This is a genomic window from Sphingomonas japonica (assembly GCF_006346325.1).
In the GTDB taxonomy this organism is placed as follows: domain Bacteria; phylum Pseudomonadota; class Alphaproteobacteria; order Sphingomonadales; family Sphingomonadaceae; genus Sphingomonas; species Sphingomonas japonica.
The window spans coordinates 61,357-80,452 of the sequence record NZ_VDYR01000001.1 but is presented as its reverse complement, the minus strand read 5'-3'; the positions used below and the strand labels follow the sequence as shown (position 1 = coordinate 80,452).

The 19,096-nt window shown below is 66.2% G+C and carries 21 protein-coding genes and 1 other annotated feature; of the genes, 16 read left to right on the top strand and 5 right to left on the bottom strand.

Features of this window, described 5'->3' with window-relative positions:
- Positions 1 to 325 precede the first annotated feature (325 nt).
- The 11 genes from FHY50_RS00425 to FHY50_RS00375 all read left to right on the top strand — a co-directional run bounded on the left by FHY50_RS00425 (position 326) and on the right by FHY50_RS00375 (position 13,921).
- Entirely contained in the window at positions 326 to 1,555 is a 1,230-nt protein-coding gene (locus FHY50_RS00425) for an N-acetylmuramoyl-L-alanine amidase (protein WP_140046403.1), read from the top strand.
- A gap of 72 nt (positions 1,556 to 1,627) precedes the next feature.
- Positions 1,628 to 1,681, top strand: a sequence feature (sul1 is cis-regulatory element that is thought to sense ions involved in sulfur or methionine metabolism; They are found in Alphaproteobacteria).
- A gap of 40 nt (positions 1,682 to 1,721) precedes the next feature.
- Positions 1,722 to 3,206 carry a SulP family inorganic anion transporter gene (locus FHY50_RS00420; RefSeq protein WP_140046402.1) on the top strand — a complete coding sequence of 495 codons (1,485 nt, stop codon included), beginning with the start codon at positions 1,722 to 1,724 and terminating at the stop codon, positions 3,204 to 3,206.
- A 69-nt stretch (positions 3,207 to 3,275) separates the two neighbouring features.
- Positions 3,276 to 5,789 (top strand): penicillin-binding protein 1A, encoded by a 2,514-nt coding sequence (locus FHY50_RS00415; RefSeq protein ID WP_140046401.1) that lies wholly within the window; start codon positions 3,276 to 3,278, stop codon positions 5,787 to 5,789.
- Between the two features lie 47 nt (positions 5,790 to 5,836).
- The gene (gene prfB, locus FHY50_RS00410; RefSeq protein WP_140046400.1) at positions 5,837 to 6,964 is read left to right on the top strand and encodes a peptide chain release factor 2; all 1,128 of its coding nucleotides are present in this window, start codon (positions 5,837 to 5,839) and stop codon (positions 6,962 to 6,964) included.
- A 20-nt stretch (positions 6,965 to 6,984) separates the two neighbouring features.
- Positions 6,985 to 7,749: a class I SAM-dependent methyltransferase gene (locus FHY50_RS00405; RefSeq protein WP_420030888.1), complete on the top strand. Its 765-nt coding sequence runs from the start codon at positions 6,985 to 6,987 to the stop codon at positions 7,747 to 7,749.
- A gap of 4 nt (positions 7,750 to 7,753) precedes the next feature.
- Entirely contained in the window at positions 7,754 to 8,548 is a 795-nt protein-coding gene (locus FHY50_RS00400) for a thymidylate synthase (RefSeq protein ID WP_140046398.1), read from the top strand.
- The gene (locus FHY50_RS00395) at positions 8,545 to 9,045 is read left to right on the top strand and encodes a dihydrofolate reductase (RefSeq protein WP_140046397.1); all 501 of its coding nucleotides are present in this window, start codon (positions 8,545 to 8,547) and stop codon (positions 9,043 to 9,045) included. Before FHY50_RS00400 ends, FHY50_RS00395 begins: the two co-directional genes overlap by 4 nt.
- A gap of 8 nt (positions 9,046 to 9,053) precedes the next feature.
- Positions 9,054 to 9,986 carry a bifunctional riboflavin kinase/FAD synthetase gene (locus FHY50_RS00390; protein WP_140046396.1) on the top strand — a complete coding sequence of 311 codons (933 nt, stop codon included), beginning with the start codon at positions 9,054 to 9,056 and terminating at the stop codon, positions 9,984 to 9,986.
- A 32-nt stretch (positions 9,987 to 10,018) separates the two neighbouring features.
- Complete coding sequence (locus tag FHY50_RS00385) at positions 10,019 to 12,985, top strand: isoleucine--tRNA ligase (protein ID WP_140046395.1); 2,967 nt, start codon at positions 10,019 to 10,021, stop codon at positions 12,983 to 12,985.
- Positions 12,985 to 13,518: a signal peptidase II gene (gene lspA / locus FHY50_RS00380; protein WP_140230958.1), complete on the top strand. Its 534-nt coding sequence runs from the start codon at positions 12,985 to 12,987 to the stop codon at positions 13,516 to 13,518. Before FHY50_RS00385 ends, lspA begins: the two co-directional genes overlap by 1 nt.
- On the top strand, positions 13,511 to 13,921 hold the full coding sequence (locus FHY50_RS00375) for a DUF3035 domain-containing protein (protein WP_140046394.1): 411 nt from the start codon (positions 13,511 to 13,513) through the stop codon (positions 13,919 to 13,921). The genes lspA and FHY50_RS00375 overlap by 8 nt, the downstream gene beginning before the upstream one ends.
- 52 nt (positions 13,922 to 13,973) lie before the next feature.
- Here FHY50_RS00375 and FHY50_RS00370 read toward each other — a convergent pair whose 3' ends face one another.
- The 4 genes from FHY50_RS00370 to FHY50_RS00355 all read right to left on the bottom strand — a co-directional run bounded on the left by FHY50_RS00370 (position 13,974) and on the right by FHY50_RS00355 (position 16,423).
- Positions 13,974 to 14,822 (bottom strand): TorF family putative porin, encoded by an 849-nt coding sequence (locus FHY50_RS00370; protein ID WP_140046393.1) that lies wholly within the window; start codon positions 14,820 to 14,822, stop codon positions 13,974 to 13,976.
- A gap of 211 nt (positions 14,823 to 15,033) precedes the next feature.
- On the bottom strand, positions 15,034 to 15,501 hold the full coding sequence (locus FHY50_RS00365; protein ID WP_140046392.1) for a RidA family protein: 468 nt from the start codon (positions 15,499 to 15,501) through the stop codon (positions 15,034 to 15,036).
- Positions 15,502 to 15,533: 32 nt separating this feature from the next.
- The gene (locus FHY50_RS00360) at positions 15,534 to 16,157 is read right to left on the bottom strand and encodes an HAD family hydrolase (RefSeq protein WP_140046391.1); all 624 of its coding nucleotides are present in this window, start codon (positions 16,155 to 16,157) and stop codon (positions 15,534 to 15,536) included.
- Positions 16,154 to 16,423 carry a DUF3572 domain-containing protein gene (locus tag FHY50_RS00355; RefSeq protein WP_140046390.1) on the bottom strand — a complete coding sequence of 90 codons (270 nt, stop codon included), beginning with the start codon at positions 16,421 to 16,423 and terminating at the stop codon, positions 16,154 to 16,156. Before FHY50_RS00355 ends, FHY50_RS00360 begins: the two co-directional genes overlap by 4 nt.
- Before the next feature lie 38 nt (positions 16,424 to 16,461).
- On the opposite strand from FHY50_RS00355, the gene FHY50_RS00350 reads away from it, so the two are divergent.
- A complete protein-coding gene (locus tag FHY50_RS00350) occupies positions 16,462 to 16,845 on the top strand; it encodes a response regulator (RefSeq protein WP_140046389.1) in 384 nt (127 codons plus the stop codon).
- Positions 16,846 to 16,938: 93 nt separating this feature from the next.
- On the opposite strand, the gene rpmG is transcribed toward FHY50_RS00350, so the two are convergent.
- Positions 16,939 to 17,106: a 50S ribosomal protein L33 gene (gene rpmG, locus FHY50_RS00345; RefSeq protein WP_140046388.1), complete on the bottom strand. Its 168-nt coding sequence runs from the start codon at positions 17,104 to 17,106 to the stop codon at positions 16,939 to 16,941.
- A 202-nt stretch (positions 17,107 to 17,308) separates the two neighbouring features.
- Between rpmG and FHY50_RS00340 the strand changes: the two genes are divergently transcribed.
- The 4 genes from FHY50_RS00340 (at position 17,309) to FHY50_RS00325 (ending at position 19,078) form a co-directional block, all read left to right on the top strand.
- The gene (locus FHY50_RS00340; RefSeq protein WP_140046387.1) at positions 17,309 to 17,632 is read left to right on the top strand and encodes a hypothetical protein; all 324 of its coding nucleotides are present in this window, start codon (positions 17,309 to 17,311) and stop codon (positions 17,630 to 17,632) included.
- 15 nt (positions 17,633 to 17,647) lie between these two features.
- Complete coding sequence (locus tag FHY50_RS00335) at positions 17,648 to 18,208, top strand: TMEM165/GDT1 family protein (protein ID WP_208402856.1); 561 nt, start codon at positions 17,648 to 17,650, stop codon at positions 18,206 to 18,208.
- 101 nt (positions 18,209 to 18,309) lie between these two features.
- The gene (locus FHY50_RS00330; RefSeq protein WP_140046385.1) at positions 18,310 to 18,807 is read left to right on the top strand and encodes a Dps family protein; all 498 of its coding nucleotides are present in this window, start codon (positions 18,310 to 18,312) and stop codon (positions 18,805 to 18,807) included.
- Between the two features lie 85 nt (positions 18,808 to 18,892).
- Positions 18,893 to 19,078: a DUF1328 domain-containing protein gene (locus FHY50_RS00325; protein ID WP_140046384.1), complete on the top strand. Its 186-nt coding sequence runs from the start codon at positions 18,893 to 18,895 to the stop codon at positions 19,076 to 19,078.
- Positions 19,079 to 19,096: the final 18 nt, after the last annotated feature.

Here is a 19,096-nt window from a genome sequence, read left to right as displayed (position 1 = left end):
ACTCCGTCGCCATCACCGCGCGCACGCCTGAGGCGGCGTGGCGGTTCGGGCGGGACGGAAAGTGCGGCATGCGAGCGTCAACCTGAAGTCCGCGGCCCGCGGTTGCGGCGGCGGGTGCCCGTGCGCACGATGGCGAAGGAGCGACGCAGATGGACTAGCACCGCCGAAACGATGCGGCAACCGCGTGCTTTTGCCGCTTGCCGCGCAAACTTGCCGAGGGACGGCAAAAAATTGCCTACTGCCAAATTAACCGAATGATTTCATCACGAATTGAAGGCCGCCCCGCTATCCCCAGCCCGTCACGAGGGTAACGGGGCGGGGTAACATGGTTTTCGGCTGGACCACCAAGGTCCGCGCGCGGCATAGCGTGCGGGTGTCGGTCTTCCTTGCAATATTGGCATTGTGGCTTGGCGGCACGCCTGCGGTCGCCGCGTCGATCGAGGCGGTGCAGATCGAGCGCGACCGCATCGTCATCACTTTTGACGAGCGGATCGCCGATGCGACGGCGTTCCTGCTCGACGGCCCGCACCGGATCGCGCTCGATCTGGCCGGTGTCCAGCCCGGCGCGCTGCCCAGGGCCGCCGGCCCCGTCGCCAGCGTGCGGCAGGCAGCGCGCGGCGATGCCACGCGGATCGTGTTCGACCTGTCGCGCCCGACACTGATCGAAAGCGGCAGCTTCGGCAAGCGCGGCCGCAGCCTGATCCTGGAACTGCGCAGCGTCGATGCGAGCCGTTTTTCCGCCGAGGCGGCAAGAGGCAGCGTGCGCTTCGCGCCCCCCGCGTCCGCGCCCGCCAAGGTTGCCGTCACCGTCCCGGAGACGCGCGGCGGGCCGCCGCTACCCAAGGTGATCGGCGCCGACGACAGCCGCCCGCTGGTGGTGATCGACGCCGGACATGGCGGCCACGATCCCGGCGCGATCGCGAACTACAAGGGGCTGCGCGAAAAGGATCTGACGCTGGCGCTCGCCCGCGCGATCCGCGACCAGCTCGTCAAGTCCGGCCGGGTGCGCGTGGCGATGACTCGCGACGATGACCGCTACCTGCTTCACCGCGAACGCTTCGGCGTGGCGCGGCGGCTGGGCGCGGACCTGTTCATCTCGGTGCATTGCGACAGCGCAGGCAACCCCGAGGCGACCGGCGCCACCGCCTATACGCTGTCCGAAGTCGCGTCCGATAAGGAAGCCGCCCGGCTGGCCGCGCGCGAGAACAAGTCCGACCTGATCGCAGGGGTCAATCTGGGCGCGGAACCGTCCGATATCTCGTCGATCCTGATCGACCTGACCCAGCGCGAGACGATGAACCGCTCGGCGAGCTTTGCCCGCCTGCTGGGCCGCGAGGCGCAGCCGCTGATCCCGACCAAGCCCAGCTTTCACCGCATGGCGTCGCTGCTGGTGCTCAAGGCCCCCGACATGCCGTCGATCCTGTTCGAGACGGGCTATGTCTCGAACGACAACGACGCCAAATTCCTGGCATCGAAGGAAGGTCAGAAGAAGATCGGCGAAAGCGTCCAGCGCGCGGTTGATATCCATTTCGCTAGGCGGATGGCGTCACGGTAACACGTCCGCTTGAGGACCTACTCCCCGCCGCAGCCTTGCCCTTAAATCCATAATGTTGCATTGCAGCGGTTCGACGGACCCGCTTTGCGCGGGTGGCTCGGCCCGGCGCCTATCCCCGGGATCATCTGGCAGCCCGTGCGCCGCCGATAGCTACCCGGACTTTTCAATGAACCTATCCGCCTCGCTTCGCCGCGAATGGCTTTCGAACCCGCGTGCCGAGGTGCTGGCCGGCATCGTCGTCGCGCTCGCCCTCATCCCGGAAGCGATCGGCTTCTCGATCATCGCCGGGGTCGATCCGCGCGTCGGCCTTTATGCCTCGGTCGCGATCGCGATCGTCATCGCCTTTACCGGCGGCAGGCCCGGCATGATCTCGGCCGCGACCGCCGCCGTCGCCGTGCTGGTCGTTCCGCTGGTGCGCGACCACGGCGTCGAATATCTGTTCGCCGCCACCATCCTGATGGGTATGATCCAGATCGCCGCGGGGCTGCTGCGGCTCGACCTGCTGATGCAGTTCGTGTCGCGATCGGTTATTACCGGTTTCGTCAACGCACTGGCGATCCTGATCTTTCTCGCCCAGCTTCCGCAACTGACCAATGTCGGTTGGCAGGCCTATGCGATGGTCGCTGCCGGACTGGCGATTATCTATGGCGTGCCGCGGCTGACCAGGGCGGTTCCGTCGCCGCTGATCGCGATCGTCGTCCTGACCACGATCAGCATCGCGTTCGGGCTTCCGGTCAACACCGTCGGCGACATGGGGGAGCTTCCCGCCGGCCTGCCCGCACTGGTACTGCCCGACGTGCCGCTTACTCTGGAGACACTGCGCATCATCCTGCCCTATTCGGCGACGATGGCGGCGGTGGGGCTGCTCGAGTCGCTGCTGACGGCGCAGATCGTCGACGACATGACCGGCACCGAAAGCGACAAGCGGCGTGAATGCGGCGGACAGGGCATCGCCAACATCGCGGCAGCGGCAGTAGGCGGAATGGGCGGCTGCGCGATGATCGGCCAATCGGTCATCAACGTGACTTCGGGCGGGCGCGGGCGACTGTCGACGTTCGTCGCGGGCGCGTTCCTGCTGTTCCTGCTCACCGTGCTGGGGCCGCTGGTCGGGCAGGTGCCGATGCCCGCCCTGGTCGCGGTGATGATCATGGTGTCGATCGGCACGTTCAGCTGGAATTCGATCCCCAACCTCAAGCGACACCCCTGGCCATCGTCTGTGGTGATGCTGACGACGGTGGTCGTGGTCGTCGCCACGCACGACCTGGCGCAGGGTGTGCTGGCCGGCGTGCTGCTTTCGGGCATCTTCTTCGCCGGCAAGGTGCAGCGGATGTTCACCGTCGAACGCTGCGTCGCCGAAGGCGGACAATCGGTGACCTATCGCGTGGCCGGTCAGATTTTCTTCGCGTCGGTCGATCGCTTCACCCGCGCATTCGCCGTGTCCGAGCCGGTCCGGCATGTCCTGATCGACATGACCGCCGCGCATTTCTGGGACATCTCCGCGGTCGCCGCGCTCGACAAGGTGGTCGCACGGCTGCGGCGTGACGGCTGCACGGTGGAGATGGTCGGGTACAACCGGGCAAGCGCCGATATCGTCGATCGCTTCGCGCTGCACGACAAGACCGGGTTCGAGATCGGCGCCGTTCCGCATTGAGGGCCATCGTCCCCGCCCCGTCGCACCGCCGCTGGCGTCGCGCGCGAAACTTGCTAAACCGCGCTTCACATGGCGGAACATTCGGAATCGACGATCACCCTGAAGCTGCGGCGCGGGCTGTCCGGGACTGGCGCGCGACTGGGCCAGTGGCGCAGGCGCTGGTGGTTCAAGCTGTTCGCGTGGGGAGCGTTGCTGGCGGGACTGTGCGGCGCATTGCTGTGGTTCCTGGTCGCGCGCGACCTGCCCTCCGTCGATCAGCTGCAGTCCTATGAACCGCCGCTGCCCACCAATATCCGTGCGATCGACGGCGCGCCGATCCAGACCTTTGCGCGCGAACGGCGGATCGAGCTCGCCTATGCCGAGTATCCGCGCCAGCTGATCCAGGCGTTCCTGGCGGCGGAGGACCGGACGTTCTTCGAGCATGGCGGCGTCGATTATCCCGGCATCGTGTCGGCGATGATCACCAATTTCCGCAATGACGGACGTCCGGTCGGCGCCTCGACGATCACACAACAGGTCGCCAAGAACCTGCTGCTGACCAACGAGGTCAGCTATATCCGCAAGCTGCGCGAAGTGATGCTGGCGTGGCGGATCGAGGATGCGCTGACCAAGCAGCAGATTCTCGAGCTCTACCTCAACCAGATTTTCCTCGGCCGCAACGCTTATGGCGTCGAGGCCGCGGCGGACGCCTATTTCGGCAAGTCGGTCGAGCAACTGACGCTGCCGCAGATGGCGTATCTGGCGATCCTGCCCAAGGGCCCTGCCAACTACGACCCGGTGCGCAATGCCGATCGCGCGGTCGATCGCCGCAACTGGGTGCTGGGCGAGATGCGCCGCAACGATTTCATCGACCAGGCGCAATATGCGCAGGCGGTCGCGGAGCCGCTCGGCACCACCCAGCGCAGCGCACGCCGCGTGCCCCAGATCGGCGGCTATTTCGTCGAGGAAGTGCGCCGCGAACTGCTCGAACGCTTTGGCGAGGACGACAAGGACAGCCCCCACAGCGTCTATGCCGGAGGGCTCTGGGTGCGCAGCTCGCTCAATCCGAAGCTGCAGGAATATGCCACCGATGCCCTGCGCGAAGGATTGCTGCGCTTCGACCGCGGGCGCGGCTGGTCGGGTCCGCTCGGCACGACCGAGATCGACGGCGACAATTGGCGCGGCGTGCTGGCATCGTCCAACATCGGCGTCGATTATGACGATTGGCGCGCGGCAATCGTCATCGCCAAGGACGGCAGCGACGCCGAGATCGGCTTTGTCGACGGAAGCACCGGCACGCTGCCACGCGGCAATGCGGTGATGCCGGTGCGCGGCGAAGGGGGCACGGCGTTCGCCGCGCTCAAGGCCGGCGACGTCATCGCCGTCGCGCCTTCGGGCAGCGACTGGTCCTTGCGCAGCGTGCCGAAGATTTCCGGCGGCATGGTCGTCGAGGACCCGCGCACCGGCCGGGTGCTGGCGATGCAGGGCGGGTTCGATTCGCGCATCCAGTCGTTCAACCGCGCTACCCAGGCGCTGCGCCAGCCGGGATCGACGATCAAGCCGATCGTCTATGCCGCCGCGCTCGAAAACGGAATGACGCCGGCGTCGATCGTCGTCGACGGCCCGTATTGCGTCAATCAGGGTGCCCGGCTCGGCGTCAAATGCTTTCGCAACTTTGCCAACAGCCGCGGCGCCGGTCCGCAGACGATGCGTTGGGGTATCGAACAGTCGCGCAACCTGATGACCGTGCGGCTGGCGGCGACCACCGGCATGGATAAGGTCGTCGACATGATGCAGAAGACCGGCATCAGCCAGCAGAAATACGCGCCCTATCTGGCCTTCGCACTGGGCGCGGGCGAGACGACGGTATTGCGCATGGTCAATGCCTATTCGATGCTCGCCAACAATGGCCGCGAATTGAAGCCGACGGTGATCGACTATGTCCAGGACCGCCGCGGCAAGGTGATCCTGCCGGAAAACTGGCGCCCGTGCGAAGGCTGCAACATGCCTGACTGGGACGGCAAGCCGATGCCGCGCCCGCAGATCCGAGCCCGCAACGTCATGAATCCCATCAGCGCTTACCAGATGACGCATATTATGGAGGGCGTTGTCCAGCGCGGTACCGCGACGACGCTGCGCGATCTCAAGCGGCCGATGATGGGCAAAACCGGAACGACCACCGGCCCGACCGACGTGTGGTTCGTGGGCGGCACCCCGCAGATGATCGCCGGGCTGTACCTCGGCTACGACACGCCGGTCAGCCTGGGCGGATACGCGCAAGGCGGGCGGATCGCCGCGCCGATCTACAAGGATTTCGCGGTCAAGGCGTATGAGGGGATGGAAGTGGTGCCGTTCCGCGCGCCGCCGGGCACGCGCATCGTGCGGATCGACCGGCGTAGCGGCCGACCTGTGTCGAGCGGCTGGCCGAGCGACGCGCCGCTGTCGCCGGTGATCTGGGAAGCGTTCAAGCCGGAGAGCGAGCCGCGCCGCGCGCGCCGCCGCGACGAAGCGACCAAGGCGTTGCCGGTCGAGAAGAAGGCGGCCGCCCCCAGGGCGCAGCCGCGCGACAGCGACTTCTTGCAAAGAGAGGGCGGGATTTACTAACGGGGCCAATCCGTGCGCCCCTGCCCCGCTAGACATTGGAATTGACCATGCGCGCCGAAGCGCAGACGCATATCGACACGATCAACGACGCGCTGGCCCTGCTGCGCCGCTTTCTCGACTGGGATCGCGCGCTGCGGCGGCTTGATGAGCTCAATGCGCGCGTCGAGGACCAGAGCCTGTGGGACAATCCGCGCGAGGCGCAGGAAGTGATGCGCGAGCGCCAGCGGCTCGACAACGCCATCACTGCGACGCGTGCGATCGAGCGCGAACTGTCGGATACCGCCGAGCTGATCGAGATGGCCGATGCCGAGGGCGACGACGAGATGGCGACCGAGGGCGTCGCGGGCCTCGCCGCGCTTGCCGAGCGTGCCGAACAGGACAAGATCAAGGCGCTGCTGGCAGGCGAGGCGGATGCCAACGACGCCTATCTTGAAGTCCATGCCGGCGCGGGCGGGACCGAGAGCCAGGACTGGGCGGAAATGCTGCAGCGGATGTACATGCGCTGGGCCGAGCGCAAGGGCATGAAGGTCGAGCTGGTCGATTATCATTCGGGCGAACAGGCCGGGATCAAGTCGGCGACGCTGCTGCTCAAGGGCGAGAACGCCTATGGCTATGCCAAGACCGAGAGCGGCGTGCACCGGCTGGTGCGCATCTCGCCCTATGACAGCGCGGCGCGGCGCCACACCAGCTTTTCCAGCGTGTGGGTCTATCCGGTGATCGACGATTCGATCGAGATCGAGATCAACGAAAGCGACCTCAAGATCGATACCTATCGCGCGTCGGGTGCGGGCGGACAGCACGTCAACACGACCGATTCGGCCGTGCGGATCACGCACGTGCCTTCGGGCATCATCGTCGCCAGCCAGAACGACCGATCGCAGCACAAGAACCGCGCGACGGCGATGGGCATGCTCAAGGCGCGGATGTACGAGGCCGAGCTGCAGAAGCGCGAAGCCGCCGCCTTGAGCGATTATTCGGCCAAGACCGAGATCGGCTGGGGCCACCAGATCCGCAGCTACGTCCTGCAGCCCTATCAGCTGGTCAAGGACCTGCGCACCGGCGTGACCTCGACCGCGCCGTCGGACGTGCTAGACGGGGCACTCGATCCGTTCATGGCGGCGGCGCTGTCGCAGCGCGTGACTGGCGAGACGGTCGAGGTGGAGGACGTCGATTGAACACAGGGGGCAGGCGCATGATGGGGCTGACGATCGCCGCGACGCTGACGCTGGCGCTGGCAGCCTGCCAGAGCGCGGTCGAGCTCCCCGAGAATCGCAGCACCGTCAGCGACGAATTTCCCGCCGCGGACCGGCCGATCGCGACGATCGTATCGAATCGCTGGTCGACCGAAGAAGCGCGCGACCGCCTCAACGAAGCCGAGATGGTGATGGACCGGGCCGGCATCGCGCCGGGCATGACGGTTGCCGACATCGGGGCCGGTGAAGGCTATTACACGATTCGGCTGGCGGCGCGCGTCGGCAAGGAAGGCCGCGTGCTGGCGCAGGATATCGTCGAGGAGACGCGCGACGCGCTGGCCGAGCGCGTTTCGCGCGAGCGGCTGCAGAATGTCTCGGTACGGCTCGGCTTGCCCGAAGACCCGCGCCTGCCTGCGAACAGCTTCGATCGCGTGTTGATGGTCCATATGTATCACGAGATTTCGGACCCCTACGCGTTCCTGTGGAATCTTCGCCCGTCGCTGCGCACCGGCGGACGTGTGATCGTGGTCGATGCCGATCGTCCGACCCAGAATCACGGCACGCCGCCAGCCCTGCTGCGCTGCGAATTCGCCGCGGTCGGCTATCGGATGGTCGAGATGCAGGAGATGGAATCGGCGGGCGGCTATCTCGCCGCGTTCGAGGCAGCGGGCGAGCGGCCCGAGCCGGGCGCCATCCGTGCCTGTCGCCTCGCCCAGCCATCGGCCACACCGCAGGGTGGTGGTCCTGCCGGCGACATGCCCGGCTGATCCGATGCGGCAGTATCTCGACCTGATGCAGCGCGTGCTCGATCACGGTGTCGAGCAGATGGATCGCACCGGCACCGGCACGCTCAGCGTGTTCGGGCACCAGATGCGGTTCGATCTTGCCGATGGCTTCCCGGTGCTGACCACCAAGAAGCTGCACCTGCGCTCGATCATCGTCGAACTGCTATGGTTCCTGCGCGGCGACACCAATGTCGGCTGGTTGCGCGAGAACAAGGTCAGCATCTGGGACGAATGGGCCGACGAGGCCGGCGATCTCGGCCCGGTGTACGGCAAGCAGTGGCGCGACTGGGTGGCCGCCGACGGCCGCCATATCGACCAGATCGCCGAGTTGATCGCCACCATCCGCCGCGACCCGGGATCGCGGCGCCAGATCGTCACCGCGTGGAACCCCGGCGAGCTGCACGCAATGGCGCTCAGCCCGTGCCACTGCCTGTTCCAGACCTATGTTGCGAACGGCAAGCTCTCGCTGCAACTCTATCAGCGCTCGGCGGATATCTTCCTGGGGGTGCCGTTCAACATCGCCAGCTACGCGCTGCTGACGCATCTGCTGGCGCAGCAATGCGATCTCGAGGTGGGCGAGTTCATCTGGACCGGCGGGGATTGCCACCTCTATTCGAACCATCTCGATCAGGCGCGCGAGCAATTGGCGCGCACGCCCGGCTCGCTTCCGAAGCTGGAAATCCTGCGCAAGGCACCCTCGATCGACGCCTATGCCCATGAAGATTTCGCCCTGACCGGATATACGGCGCAGCCGCATATCAAAGCGGCGGTGGCGGTGTGATCGTCTTCTACCTCGCGCGTGCGACCAATGGCGTGATCGGGCTGGGCGGTAGGCTGCCCTGGCATATCCCCGCCGACCTGAAACGCTTCAAGGCGCTGACGATGGGCAAGCCGCTGGTGATGGGACGCAAGACCTTTGAGAGCTTCCCCGCCCCCCTGCCCGGCCGCCGCCACATCGTGCTGACGCGCGACCCGGACTGGCATGCTGACGGCGCCGAAGTCGCGCACGATCCCGATGCGGCGATCGCGCTGGCAAGTGGTGCGTCGGAGATCGCAGTGATCGGCGGGGCGGAGATCTTCGCGTTGCTGCTGCCGCGTGCGGACCGGATCGAACTGACCGAGGTCCACGCGTCGCCGCCGGGGGACGCGGTCGTGCCGGCCTTCGAACCGGTCGAATGGCGCGAGGCGTTTCGCGAGGAACATGCCGCCGATGCCGACACACCGGGCTTTGCCTTCGTCACGCTCCAGCGTTTCCAATCGCCGTCGTCCGCCTTATAGGCCCGGCCATGCAGCGGCTTGACGGCGGCTCGGCGGTTCCGGCCCCCTTGCGCGGCGCGATCGTCGCGCTCGGCAATTTCGACGGATTTCATCGCGGGCACCAGGCAGTGGTCGGCCGCGCGATCGATCGTGCCCGCGCCGAGGATCGCCCGGCGATCGTCGCGACGTTCGATCCGCATCCGGTGCGGCTGTTCCAGCCCGACGCGCCGCCGTTCCGCCTCACCAGCCTCGACCAGCGGCAGCGGCTGTTCGCTGCGGCCGGGGCCGACGCGATGCTGGTGTTCCACTTCGACCGCGCGCTGGCCGGGCTGACGGCGCGCGCGTTCGCGCAGGAGCGGCTGGTGGATGCGATCGGTGCGGGCGGTGTCGTCACCGGCGCCGACTTCACCTTTGGCAAGGGGCGCGACGGCGATGTCGCGGTGCTGGCGGCGCTGGGCGGCGAGCTCGGCTTCTCGGCGGATGTGGTACACCCGGTCAGCGATCACGGCGACGTGATCTCGTCGAGCCGCATCCGCGAGCATCTGATCGCCGGAGAGCCGCGCGAGGCCGCCGCGCTGCTCACCCGGCCGTTCGCGATCGAGGGGGTGGTCGAGCATGGCGCGAAGCTGGGGCGCATACTCGGCTATCCGACCGCCAACCTGTCGCTGGGCAGTTATCTGCGCCCACGCTACGGCATCTATGCGGTGACCGGACGGCTGCCCGATGGCCGCGTGCTGCGCGGAGTCGCCAATCTGGGGGTGCGGCCGACGATCGCGGGGCAGGCGACCGAGTTGCTCGAACCCTATTTCTTCGATCTCGACGGCGATCTGTACGGCCAGATGATCGAAGTCGCGCTGATCGAATTCCTGCGCGCGGAAGCGAAGTTCGACGGGCTGGAGGCATTGAAGGCGCAGATGGCGCGTGATTGCGACACGGCGCGGGCGATCCTTTCGGGTTTGTGAAATCGCCGAGTTGGGATATTCGCCGCCGACCCATGACCGAACCTAGCGACACCACGCGCGACTGGCGCGACACCGTCTTCCTGCCGAAGACCGACTTCCCGATGAAAGCCGGGCTTGCCGCCAAGGAACCGGCGATCCTCGAACGCTGGGCTCGGATCGGGGTGTATGACCGCCTGCGTGAGCAGCGTAGCGGGCGCGAACGCTTCATCCTCCACGACGGCCCCCCTTACGCGAATGGCGACATTCACATGGGCCATGCGATGAACAAGATCCTCAAGGACATCGTCGTGCGGTCGCAGAGCCTGATGGGCAAGGACGCGCCGTACGTGCCCGGCTGGGACTGTCACGGGCTGCCGATCGAATGGAAGATCGAGGAAGCCTACCGCGCCAAAAAGCGGTCGAAGGACGAGGTGCCCGCGGCCGAGTTTCGCCAGGAATGTAGGGAGTATGCCGCCAAGTGGGTCAGCGTACAGGCCGCGCAGTTCGAACGGCTGGGGGTGATGGGCGACTGGGCCGACCCGTATCTGACGATGAACTATGCGTCCGAAGCGGCGATCGCGGGCGAGTTGCTTAAGTTCGCGATGTCGGGGCAGCTGTATCGCGGTGCCAAGCCGGTGATGTGGTCCCCGGTCGAAAAGACCGCGCTGGCCGAGGCCGAGGTCGAATATGAGGACGTGGTGTCGACCCAGATCGACGTCGCGTTTGAGATTGTGGATGCGCCCAACGCCCCCGAACTGGTCGGCGCGCATGCAGTGATCTGGACGACGACGCCGTGGACGATCCCGGTGAACCAGGCGTTGGCGTACGGGGAGGACGTCGAGTACGTTCTGCTCACTCCGAGCTACGGTCGCGAATTGACCGATCGTTCGTTCGACAACGCATCAGCAGTTGGCTCAAAGAAGCTGGTTATCGCGCGCGAGCTTATCGAAACTGCCAAGGTTCGGATCGGCTTTACAGCTTTCTCTGAACACGCGTCGGTCAAAGGCACTGATCTCGCCGGCGCCACCGCCCGCCACCCAATGCACCATCTCGGTGGCTTCTTCGCCAGGCCCCGCACCTTCCTCGCGGGGGACTTCGTCACCACCGACGCCGGCACCGGGCTGGTCCACATGGCGCCCGATCATGGCGAGGACGATTTCCTGCTGTGCAAGAGCGTCGGCATCGACCCGGTGTTCGCGGTCGACGGCGCGGGAATGTATCGCGAGGATTGGGCTTGGCTGGGCGGCCAGGGGTCGGTCATCAACAAGAAGTTCGTGGCATCCGACGGGCCGATCTGTTCGGACCTGCGTGATGCCGGGGCGCTGCTCGCGGCGTCGGACGATTTCGCGCACAGCTATCCGCACAGCTGGCGGTCGAAGGCCAAGATCATCTTCCGCGCGACGCCGCAATGGTTCATTCCGATGGACGGGCAGCGTGTCTCGACTTCGCTCGACACGAACGGGGTTGAGGGTAGCGCTCCCCCACCACCGTTGGCTTCGAGCGAAGTCGAGAAGCGTGTGCCAGGCGCTGCGCCCGACGAACTTCCCGCCTTCGCCTCCGCCGCCGGGTTCGGCCCCGTCGTCAACCCCGGCGGCAACGCCCCAACCCTGCGCGAACTCGCGCTCGACGCCATCGAGCGGACGACGTGGGTGCCCGCGCGCAGCCAGAACCGGATCCGGTCGATGGTCGAGGGTCGCCCCGACTGGGTGATCTCCCGCCAGCGCGCCTGGGGCGTGCCGATCCCGCTCTACGTCAACCGCGCGACCGGCGACTATCTGCGCGACGACGCCGTCAACTCCCGCATCCTCGATGCCTTTCGCAGCGGCGGCGCGGATGCGTGGTTCGCGGCCGATCATCAGGCGCTGCTCGGGTCCGGCCATGCACTAGGCGACTATGAGGTCGTCACCGACATCCTCGACGTGTGGTTCGATTCGGGCAGCACGCACGTGTTCACGATCGAGCAGCGCTATGGCGAAGGCGTTCGCGCCAACCTCTATCTCGAAGGATCGGACCAGCATCGCGGCTGGTTCCAGTCGTCGCTCCTCGAATCGGTCGGCACGCGCGGCCGCGCCCCGTACGACGCGGTGCTGACCCACGGCTTCGCGCTCGACGGCAATGGCCGCAAGATGTCGAAATCGGTCGGCAACGTCGTCGATCCGCTCAAGATCATCGGCGAATCGGGCGCCGACATCCTGCGGCTATGGGTCGCGCAGACCGATTATTTCGAGGATGTGCGCATCGGCAAGGAAGTGCTGGCCGGCACGGGGGACACCTATCGCAAGCTGCGCAACACCTTCCGCTATCTGCTCGGCGCGCTCGAGGGGTTCGAGGATAACGAGCGCGTCGCGGTCGGCGACATGCCCGAGCTGGAACGCTATGTTCTGCGCGAGTTGGGCACGCTCGACGTCGAACTGCGTGCGGCGGCGGAGGCGTTCGAGTTCAACCGCTATGCCCGCGCGCTGACCGATTTCGCACAGGACGACCTGTCGGCATTCTTCTTCGACATCCGCAAGGACTGCCTCTATTGCGACGCGCCGGGCAGCGCCAAGCGCCGCGCGTACCGCACCGTGCTCGACACGCTGTTCCACGCGCTGGTCCGCTATGCCGCGCCGATCCTGTGCTTCACCGCCGAGGAAGTGTGGCAGGCGCGCTTCCCGAGCGAGGACGGATCGGTGCATTTCCTCGAATGGCCCGAACTGCCCGCGGTCGCAGGCGACACGCCGCTCGCGACCAACTGGGACGACGTGCGGGCCTTGCGCGAAACGGTGACCGAGGCGATCGAGCCGCTGCGCCGCGAGAAGACGATCCGCTCCAGCCTGGAGGCAGAGATAACCGTCCCAGTGCTGCCGCTTGCTGCCGCCGAGCTTGCCGAAATCTTCATCGTCGCCGATGTGACGCAGGGCGATGCGGTATCGGTCGCACGTACCGACCGGTTGAAGTGCGGTCGCTGCTGGCGGCACCTGCCGGAAGTTGCGGAGGACGGCGCGCTGTGCCACCGCTGCGCAGAGGTAGTTGCATGATGCGTTCGCATTCCCGTTCCGGCTTCGTCATCGCGGTCGCGATCCTGATCGCCGACCAGCTGACCAAATTCGTGGTCACCGATCTGCTTGGCATCGCAAGCCCCGGCGACGCGATGGAATTGCTGCCCTTCTTCGACCTGCGCTTCGTTCCCAATGTCGGGGTTTCGCTGGGCCTGCTGCCTGCGGACAGCCCGGCGATGCGCTGGGCGCTGGTGGCGATGACCGCGTTCATTGCGATCGGCGTCGGCATCTGGATGACGCGAGAGAAGAACGGGCAGGACCGCGTCGCGCTGGCGATGGTGCTGGGCGGCGCGCTCGGTAACATCCTCGATCGCGCGCGATTCGGCTATGTCGTCGATTTCGCCGACCTGCATTTTGGCGAATGGCGCCCGTTCCTGGTCTTCAACGTCGCCGACGCGGCGATCACCATCGGCGTGCTGGTGCTGGTGATCCGCGCGCTGCTCGTTCGCGACAAGCCCGATTCCTCGGCCGAAACGCCGCGTACCCCCACGGAGAATCTCGAAAATGCGTAAGTCCGTCCTCGCTTCCGGCGCCGCTGCGCTGCTTGCTCTCTCCGCCTGCGGCTCCACCGGGCTCGACCGCGATCGCCCCGACGAGTTCGCCGTTGCGCGTCAGGCGCCGCTGGTGATCCCGCCCGACTTCGCGCTGGTCCCGCCGCAACCCGGTGCCGCGCGCCCGCAGCAGGTCGGCGGCCAGGACGAAGCGCTCGAGGCATTGTTCGGCGGCCCTGCCCAGCGCAGCGCGACCGAGGCCAGTGCGATCGACGCGGCCGGGGCCGACGCAGCCGATCCCGGCGTGCGCTCGGCAGTCGGCGATGCCGGCACGAATGTGGTCGACAAGGGATCGACGACGCAGGACATCATCGCCGCCCCCGAGGGCGATGGCCAGGATGCGCGGGCGAACGCGCCGCAATAAGCCGTGGGTGCTCAAGGGGCCGCACCGCAGTCGGTGCAGCCCCCTTGCTAGTTCAGAACGCCGCGGTCAGCGAGACCACGATCGTCGCGTCGGCTATCGGGTCGGTTCCGTCCTTGGTGAAGTTGGGCGCGAGATAGGCGCCGTCGGCTTCGCTGATATCGGTGTCGATATAGGACACACCCAGCGTGAACCCGCTGATCGCGACGTCTGCGCCGAGCGTCCAGTCCCAGTAATTGCCGGTCGGCGCGATGCTGGTGCCGTTGGGGCCGAGCCCGGGATTGCCGTCCGAATAGCCGATATGCGCGCGCAGCGAAACCGGCGTGGTCGGAATCGCCGCGACCGCATCGCCCGACAGATAGATATTGTCTTCCTTGTCGCCGGGATCGTTGGGAATGCCCGCAACCGCGTCGGCGCCGGTGAAGAACACGTTGCCCAAGGCCTCCTGCTGCGGCGCATAGAAGAACGCAGCAGTCAGCGACACCGGCCCGGTGGTGCCCGACAGCTTGACATAAGGCTCGGCGAAATCGGTCGTGTCGGCGCCGCCGGGATACATGTACCAGGTCAGCCCTACGTCGAGCGCACCGCCGTCGCCGATCGGCACCTTGTACCCGCCGTACAGATCGAGTTCGAGATTGGCGCCGCCGAACGTGCCCCAACCGGCAAGGTTCGATCCCCAGAAGCCGGCATAGAGCCCGCTTTCATGCGCGATCGTCGCGCCGCCCTGAACGGCGAATTCCTTGTTGGTCTGCGATACGCCGCGAAAGCGATAGTCGGACGCCAGCGCGACGCTACCGCTGACCGTTATCGGTTCGGGCGGATCGGTAGCGTCCTGCGCGAAGGCAGGCACAGCGGTGGTAGCAGCGAGCAGCAGCGCGCCGAAGGAAATGGTCGAGAAACGCATCGTGTCCCTTTCTGAAAAAGACGATGGTTCTCTCCTGCGCGATCCAGTGCCGCATCTGTGTGGACCTCAAAGGCCCGCACGGTCACCCCGATTGCCCGATCAGAATGCCATGCGATGTTGCGCCGCACAACACCTAATGTTGCGCGATACGACCGTTCGGCGACATGCTGTTGCGTCAAGGCAACAGCGGGCCGTCAATCCGTTGGTTTTGTTACGGGGCGATCTCGACCAGAGCATCGACTTCGACAGCGGCGCCGAGCGGCAGCACTGCTACCCCGACCGCGCTGCGGGCGTGCCGCCCGGCCTCGCCGAACAGCGCCGCTATCAGCTCCGACGCGCCGTTCGCCACTTTGGGCTGATCGGTAAAGTCGGGCGTGGAATTGACGAACACGCCGAGCTTGACGATGCGCCTGACCCGCGACAGGTCGCCGCCGAGCGCCGCCTTGATCTGCGCCACCAGCATCAGACCGCACCGCTGCGCAGCATCGACACCCTCGTCGAGGCTGCAGTCGGCACCCAGCCGCCCGGTGACGATCGCGCCGTCGCGAAATGGCAGCTGGCCGGAGATGTGCAGCATGCCCCCTGCCTCCACCACCGGGACATAGGCGGCCACAGGTGCCGCGGCCTGAGGGAGTTCGAGGCCGAGTTCGGCCAGCTTCGCGTCGATCTGTGCAGTCATGGCATGGCTTGACCATGTCGCCCGCCCCGCGGTCAAGCCTCGGCGGGAAGCCCGGCTGCGAACCGCTCCGAAATCCAGGCTTGTGCCGTCGGCCAGTCATCGATCCGGGCATGTGCGGCGGGCGCCGGCGCGATGTGCGGCGCGAGATCGGGTTCGGACACCATGTGCAGGCGATGCACCTGCGGTGCATGACGCGCCACAGAGTCGTGGTGCACCGGCAGATCGTCGACGAACACGGTCACGCCTGCACCCAATTCCTCAACCAGCCGCGCCACCGGGGCCCCCTTGCCGCCCTGATTGCATTCCACGCGATGCGCGATGCCGTGTCTGGCAAGCTGGTCGATGCGGTGGCTGCGGCAGTGGTCCTGCAAATTGGTGAGGATGACGATGTCGGCGACGTCGGCGAGCGCGCCTAGCGCCTCGCGGGCGTGCGGCACCAGCGTCTGCCGCGCCATCTCTGCGGGGAAGAAGCCATCAAGCAGCCCCCACATCTCGTCCTGCGCAATCGCCCGGCCATCGCGCGGTTTCATCGCCGAGGTAAAGTCACCGCCCTTGAGATCGAAATCGATCGCGTGTGTTTCGTCCAGCCATTTCCCGAAATGGCGCACCATATGCAGCAACACCTCGTCGCAGTCGCAGATCAGCAGCGGTTTCATGCGTTCTCCATCGTGGCATGCGCGGCGATCAGCGCATGCGGCGGGATGGCGAGCGCATCGGCGCACGCCACGAGATCGGGCTCGTGCTGGGCAAGAAAGCCCAGAATTGCGGCGAGTGTCGTACGTTCTCCAGCTCGCGCGCGCAGCGTCGGCACGTCGAGGCCGGTCAGCGCCAGCAGTCGGTCGGCCCGCGCCGGATCGCCCAGCGTCCACGCCAGCGCCTGCAGCGCGATCGCTTCGGCGTGGCTGGTATCGTGGCCGGGCATCGCTATAGCTTTCGACACATTAAGGATGGAAGGTGTGCGTGGCGAAACGGGTACTCGTTGTCGAGGACAATGAACTCAATCTGAAATTGTTCTGCGACCTGCTGCGCGCATATGACTATGCCGCCGAGCCGGTGCGCGACGGGCGCGACGCCGTGGCGCGCGCGCGCGAGATCGTCCCCGACCTGATCATCATGGATATCCAGCTGCCGCACGTCACCGGCATCGAACTGATCGGCCGGATGAAGGGTGACCCCAGCCTCAAGCATATCCCGATCATGGCGGTCACCGCCTATGCCGGGCGCGACGACGAGGAACGCATCCGCTCGGTCGGCGCCAACGCCTATGTTACCAAGCCGATCGCGCTCGCGCGATTCATGGAAGAAGTGCGCGGACTGGTACCGACGGCGGCAGCGCAAGAGTGACCTGGCGAAACGCACGCGGCAGGCCGCCGACGTTTCTGTAGTCCTCGTCCCCGGCCGGCACCAGGGTCCGCGTCTGGCGCGGGTGGCCGCGGCTTACTTGATCTTGGCTTCCTTGAACTCGACATGCTTGCGCACGACCGGGTCATACTTCCGGAAGCTCATCTTCTCGGTCTGGTTGCGCGGGTTCTTCTTGGTCACGTAGAAGAAGCCCGTATCGGCCGTGCTGACGAGCCGGATCTTGATAGTGGCTGGCTTGGCCATCGCCCGTTCCTCAATAGTCTGAAAACGCGAAAAGCGGCGCGCGCTTGGGCGGCCGCCAATTGTGCCGGGCGCATGCGGCATCCCCGCATCAAAGTCAAGCGACGGCGCCCGACGCCTGCAAGCACCGCGGCGTTTACGCCAGATTTACCATGTACGGTGCACGGTGCGCGCTACCGGCCGATGCCGGAAGCAGGGGACGGCGATGGGCTATATCGGACAAGGCCAGGACATGATTCGCGCCGAACTGGCGCAGCGTGTGTTCGCGATCGATGCGCTCGCCGATGCCGGCCCTGCGCATCGCATTGCCGCCGAGCTCGAAGCTGTGCGTGCGCTCGCGCAAGCCCATGGACTCTCCCCGGCAGTCACCGTCATCCACGCACTCGATTCGGCGCTTTCGCGGGGCGAACATGGCGCGATCGTGCACGGCTGGCTGGCGATCCTCGCCGATGCCGTGGGCAGCGGTGCGTGCGATGCTCAGAGCGACGCGCTGTTCGCGGCCGCTTGTCAGGTCCGGCTGGGTGGATAATCGCCGCTAGTGGATATGCTGGTTCCAGCCTTCATCGCCGGGCTCCTCGCGCAATCGACCGACCGCAGCCCTTGGCTGATGGCGATCCTCGCCGATCGCTACCGGCGTCCGGCGATCGTGCTGATTGCCGCTGCCGCCGCGATCGCCGTCGGCAACAGCGTCGCCGCCTTTGCCGGGACGCTGATCGCGCCGACGCTCAATCCCGAAGCGCGCACGCTGATGCTTGCGCTCGCGCTGCTATTCGCGGGCGGGGGGGCGCTATTGCCGGTGCGCGAGCCCGACCGGCTGAGCGGCTGGCGGATCGGCAGCGTCGCCACAACCTTCCTGGGAATCATCATCCTCGCCTTTGGCGACGCCGCGCAATTCCTGGTGCTCGGACTGACCGCGCAGCAGCCCGGCAGCGTCCATGCCGCGATCGGAGCGACCGCTGGTTGCATGGTTGCATTGCTGGCCCCGGTATCGATCGGCGAACAGGCCTGGCTGCGGTTGCCGCTGCGACCGCTGCGCTGGACGATCGCCGTGCTGTTCCTGTTGGCTGGTGCGATCACCCTGCTGAGCGCCTTTCGCATTATCTAGCCGGCCGATCGCAGCAATTGGAAATGCTTGCGAGCGCGCTGGAACCCCGCACCGGCGCTATCGTTTCTGTTGCGAACCGATTACCCGACAGGAGCCCTTCAATGGCCAAGACCAACCCCGCCCTCGACACCCCCACCGACCTCCAGAGCAACGCCGCCAAGACCGTTGCAGAGGCGCTCAACGGCATTCTTGCCGACAGCTTCGCCCTGTATCTCAAGACCAAGAATTTTCACTGGCACGTCTCGGGCCCGCATTTTCGCGATTATCACCTGATGCTCGACGATCAGGCCGCGCAGATCCTTGCCACTACCGACGATATTGCCGAGCGGGTGCGCAAGACCGGCAACACCACGCTGCGCTCGATCGGCGACATCGCCCGTCACCAGACCATCGCCGACAACGACAAGGAATTCGTCGCACCGGGCGACATGCTGGCCGAGTTGCGCGAGGACAACCTCAAGCTCGTCGAGTTGCTGCGCGAGGCGAAGGACATCGTCGACGACGCCAAGGACAATGCGACCAGTGGCATCCTCGACGACTGGACCGACCAAGCCGAAGAACGCGCCTGGTTCCTGTTCGAGGCCAGCCGCAACAGCTGATCGTTCCGGTAACTCGCGCCGGAACGGAACCCCGTTCCCGCTGATACGCTCCCCACATGGCACATCATAACAGGGAGCATATGCCATGCTGCGTTGGGCAGCCATTTTTCTCGTCGTCGGACTGGTTCTGGCGGTGCTCGGATTCAGCGGAATCGGCGGCGCGTTCGTCGAGATCGCCAAGATCCTGTTCTTCATCGCCATCGCGATCTTCGTGATCCTGCTGGTGCTTGGCCTGATTGCCGGGAAAAAGGTGAAGGACGCAATCGATTGACATCGGCGCCGTATGTCC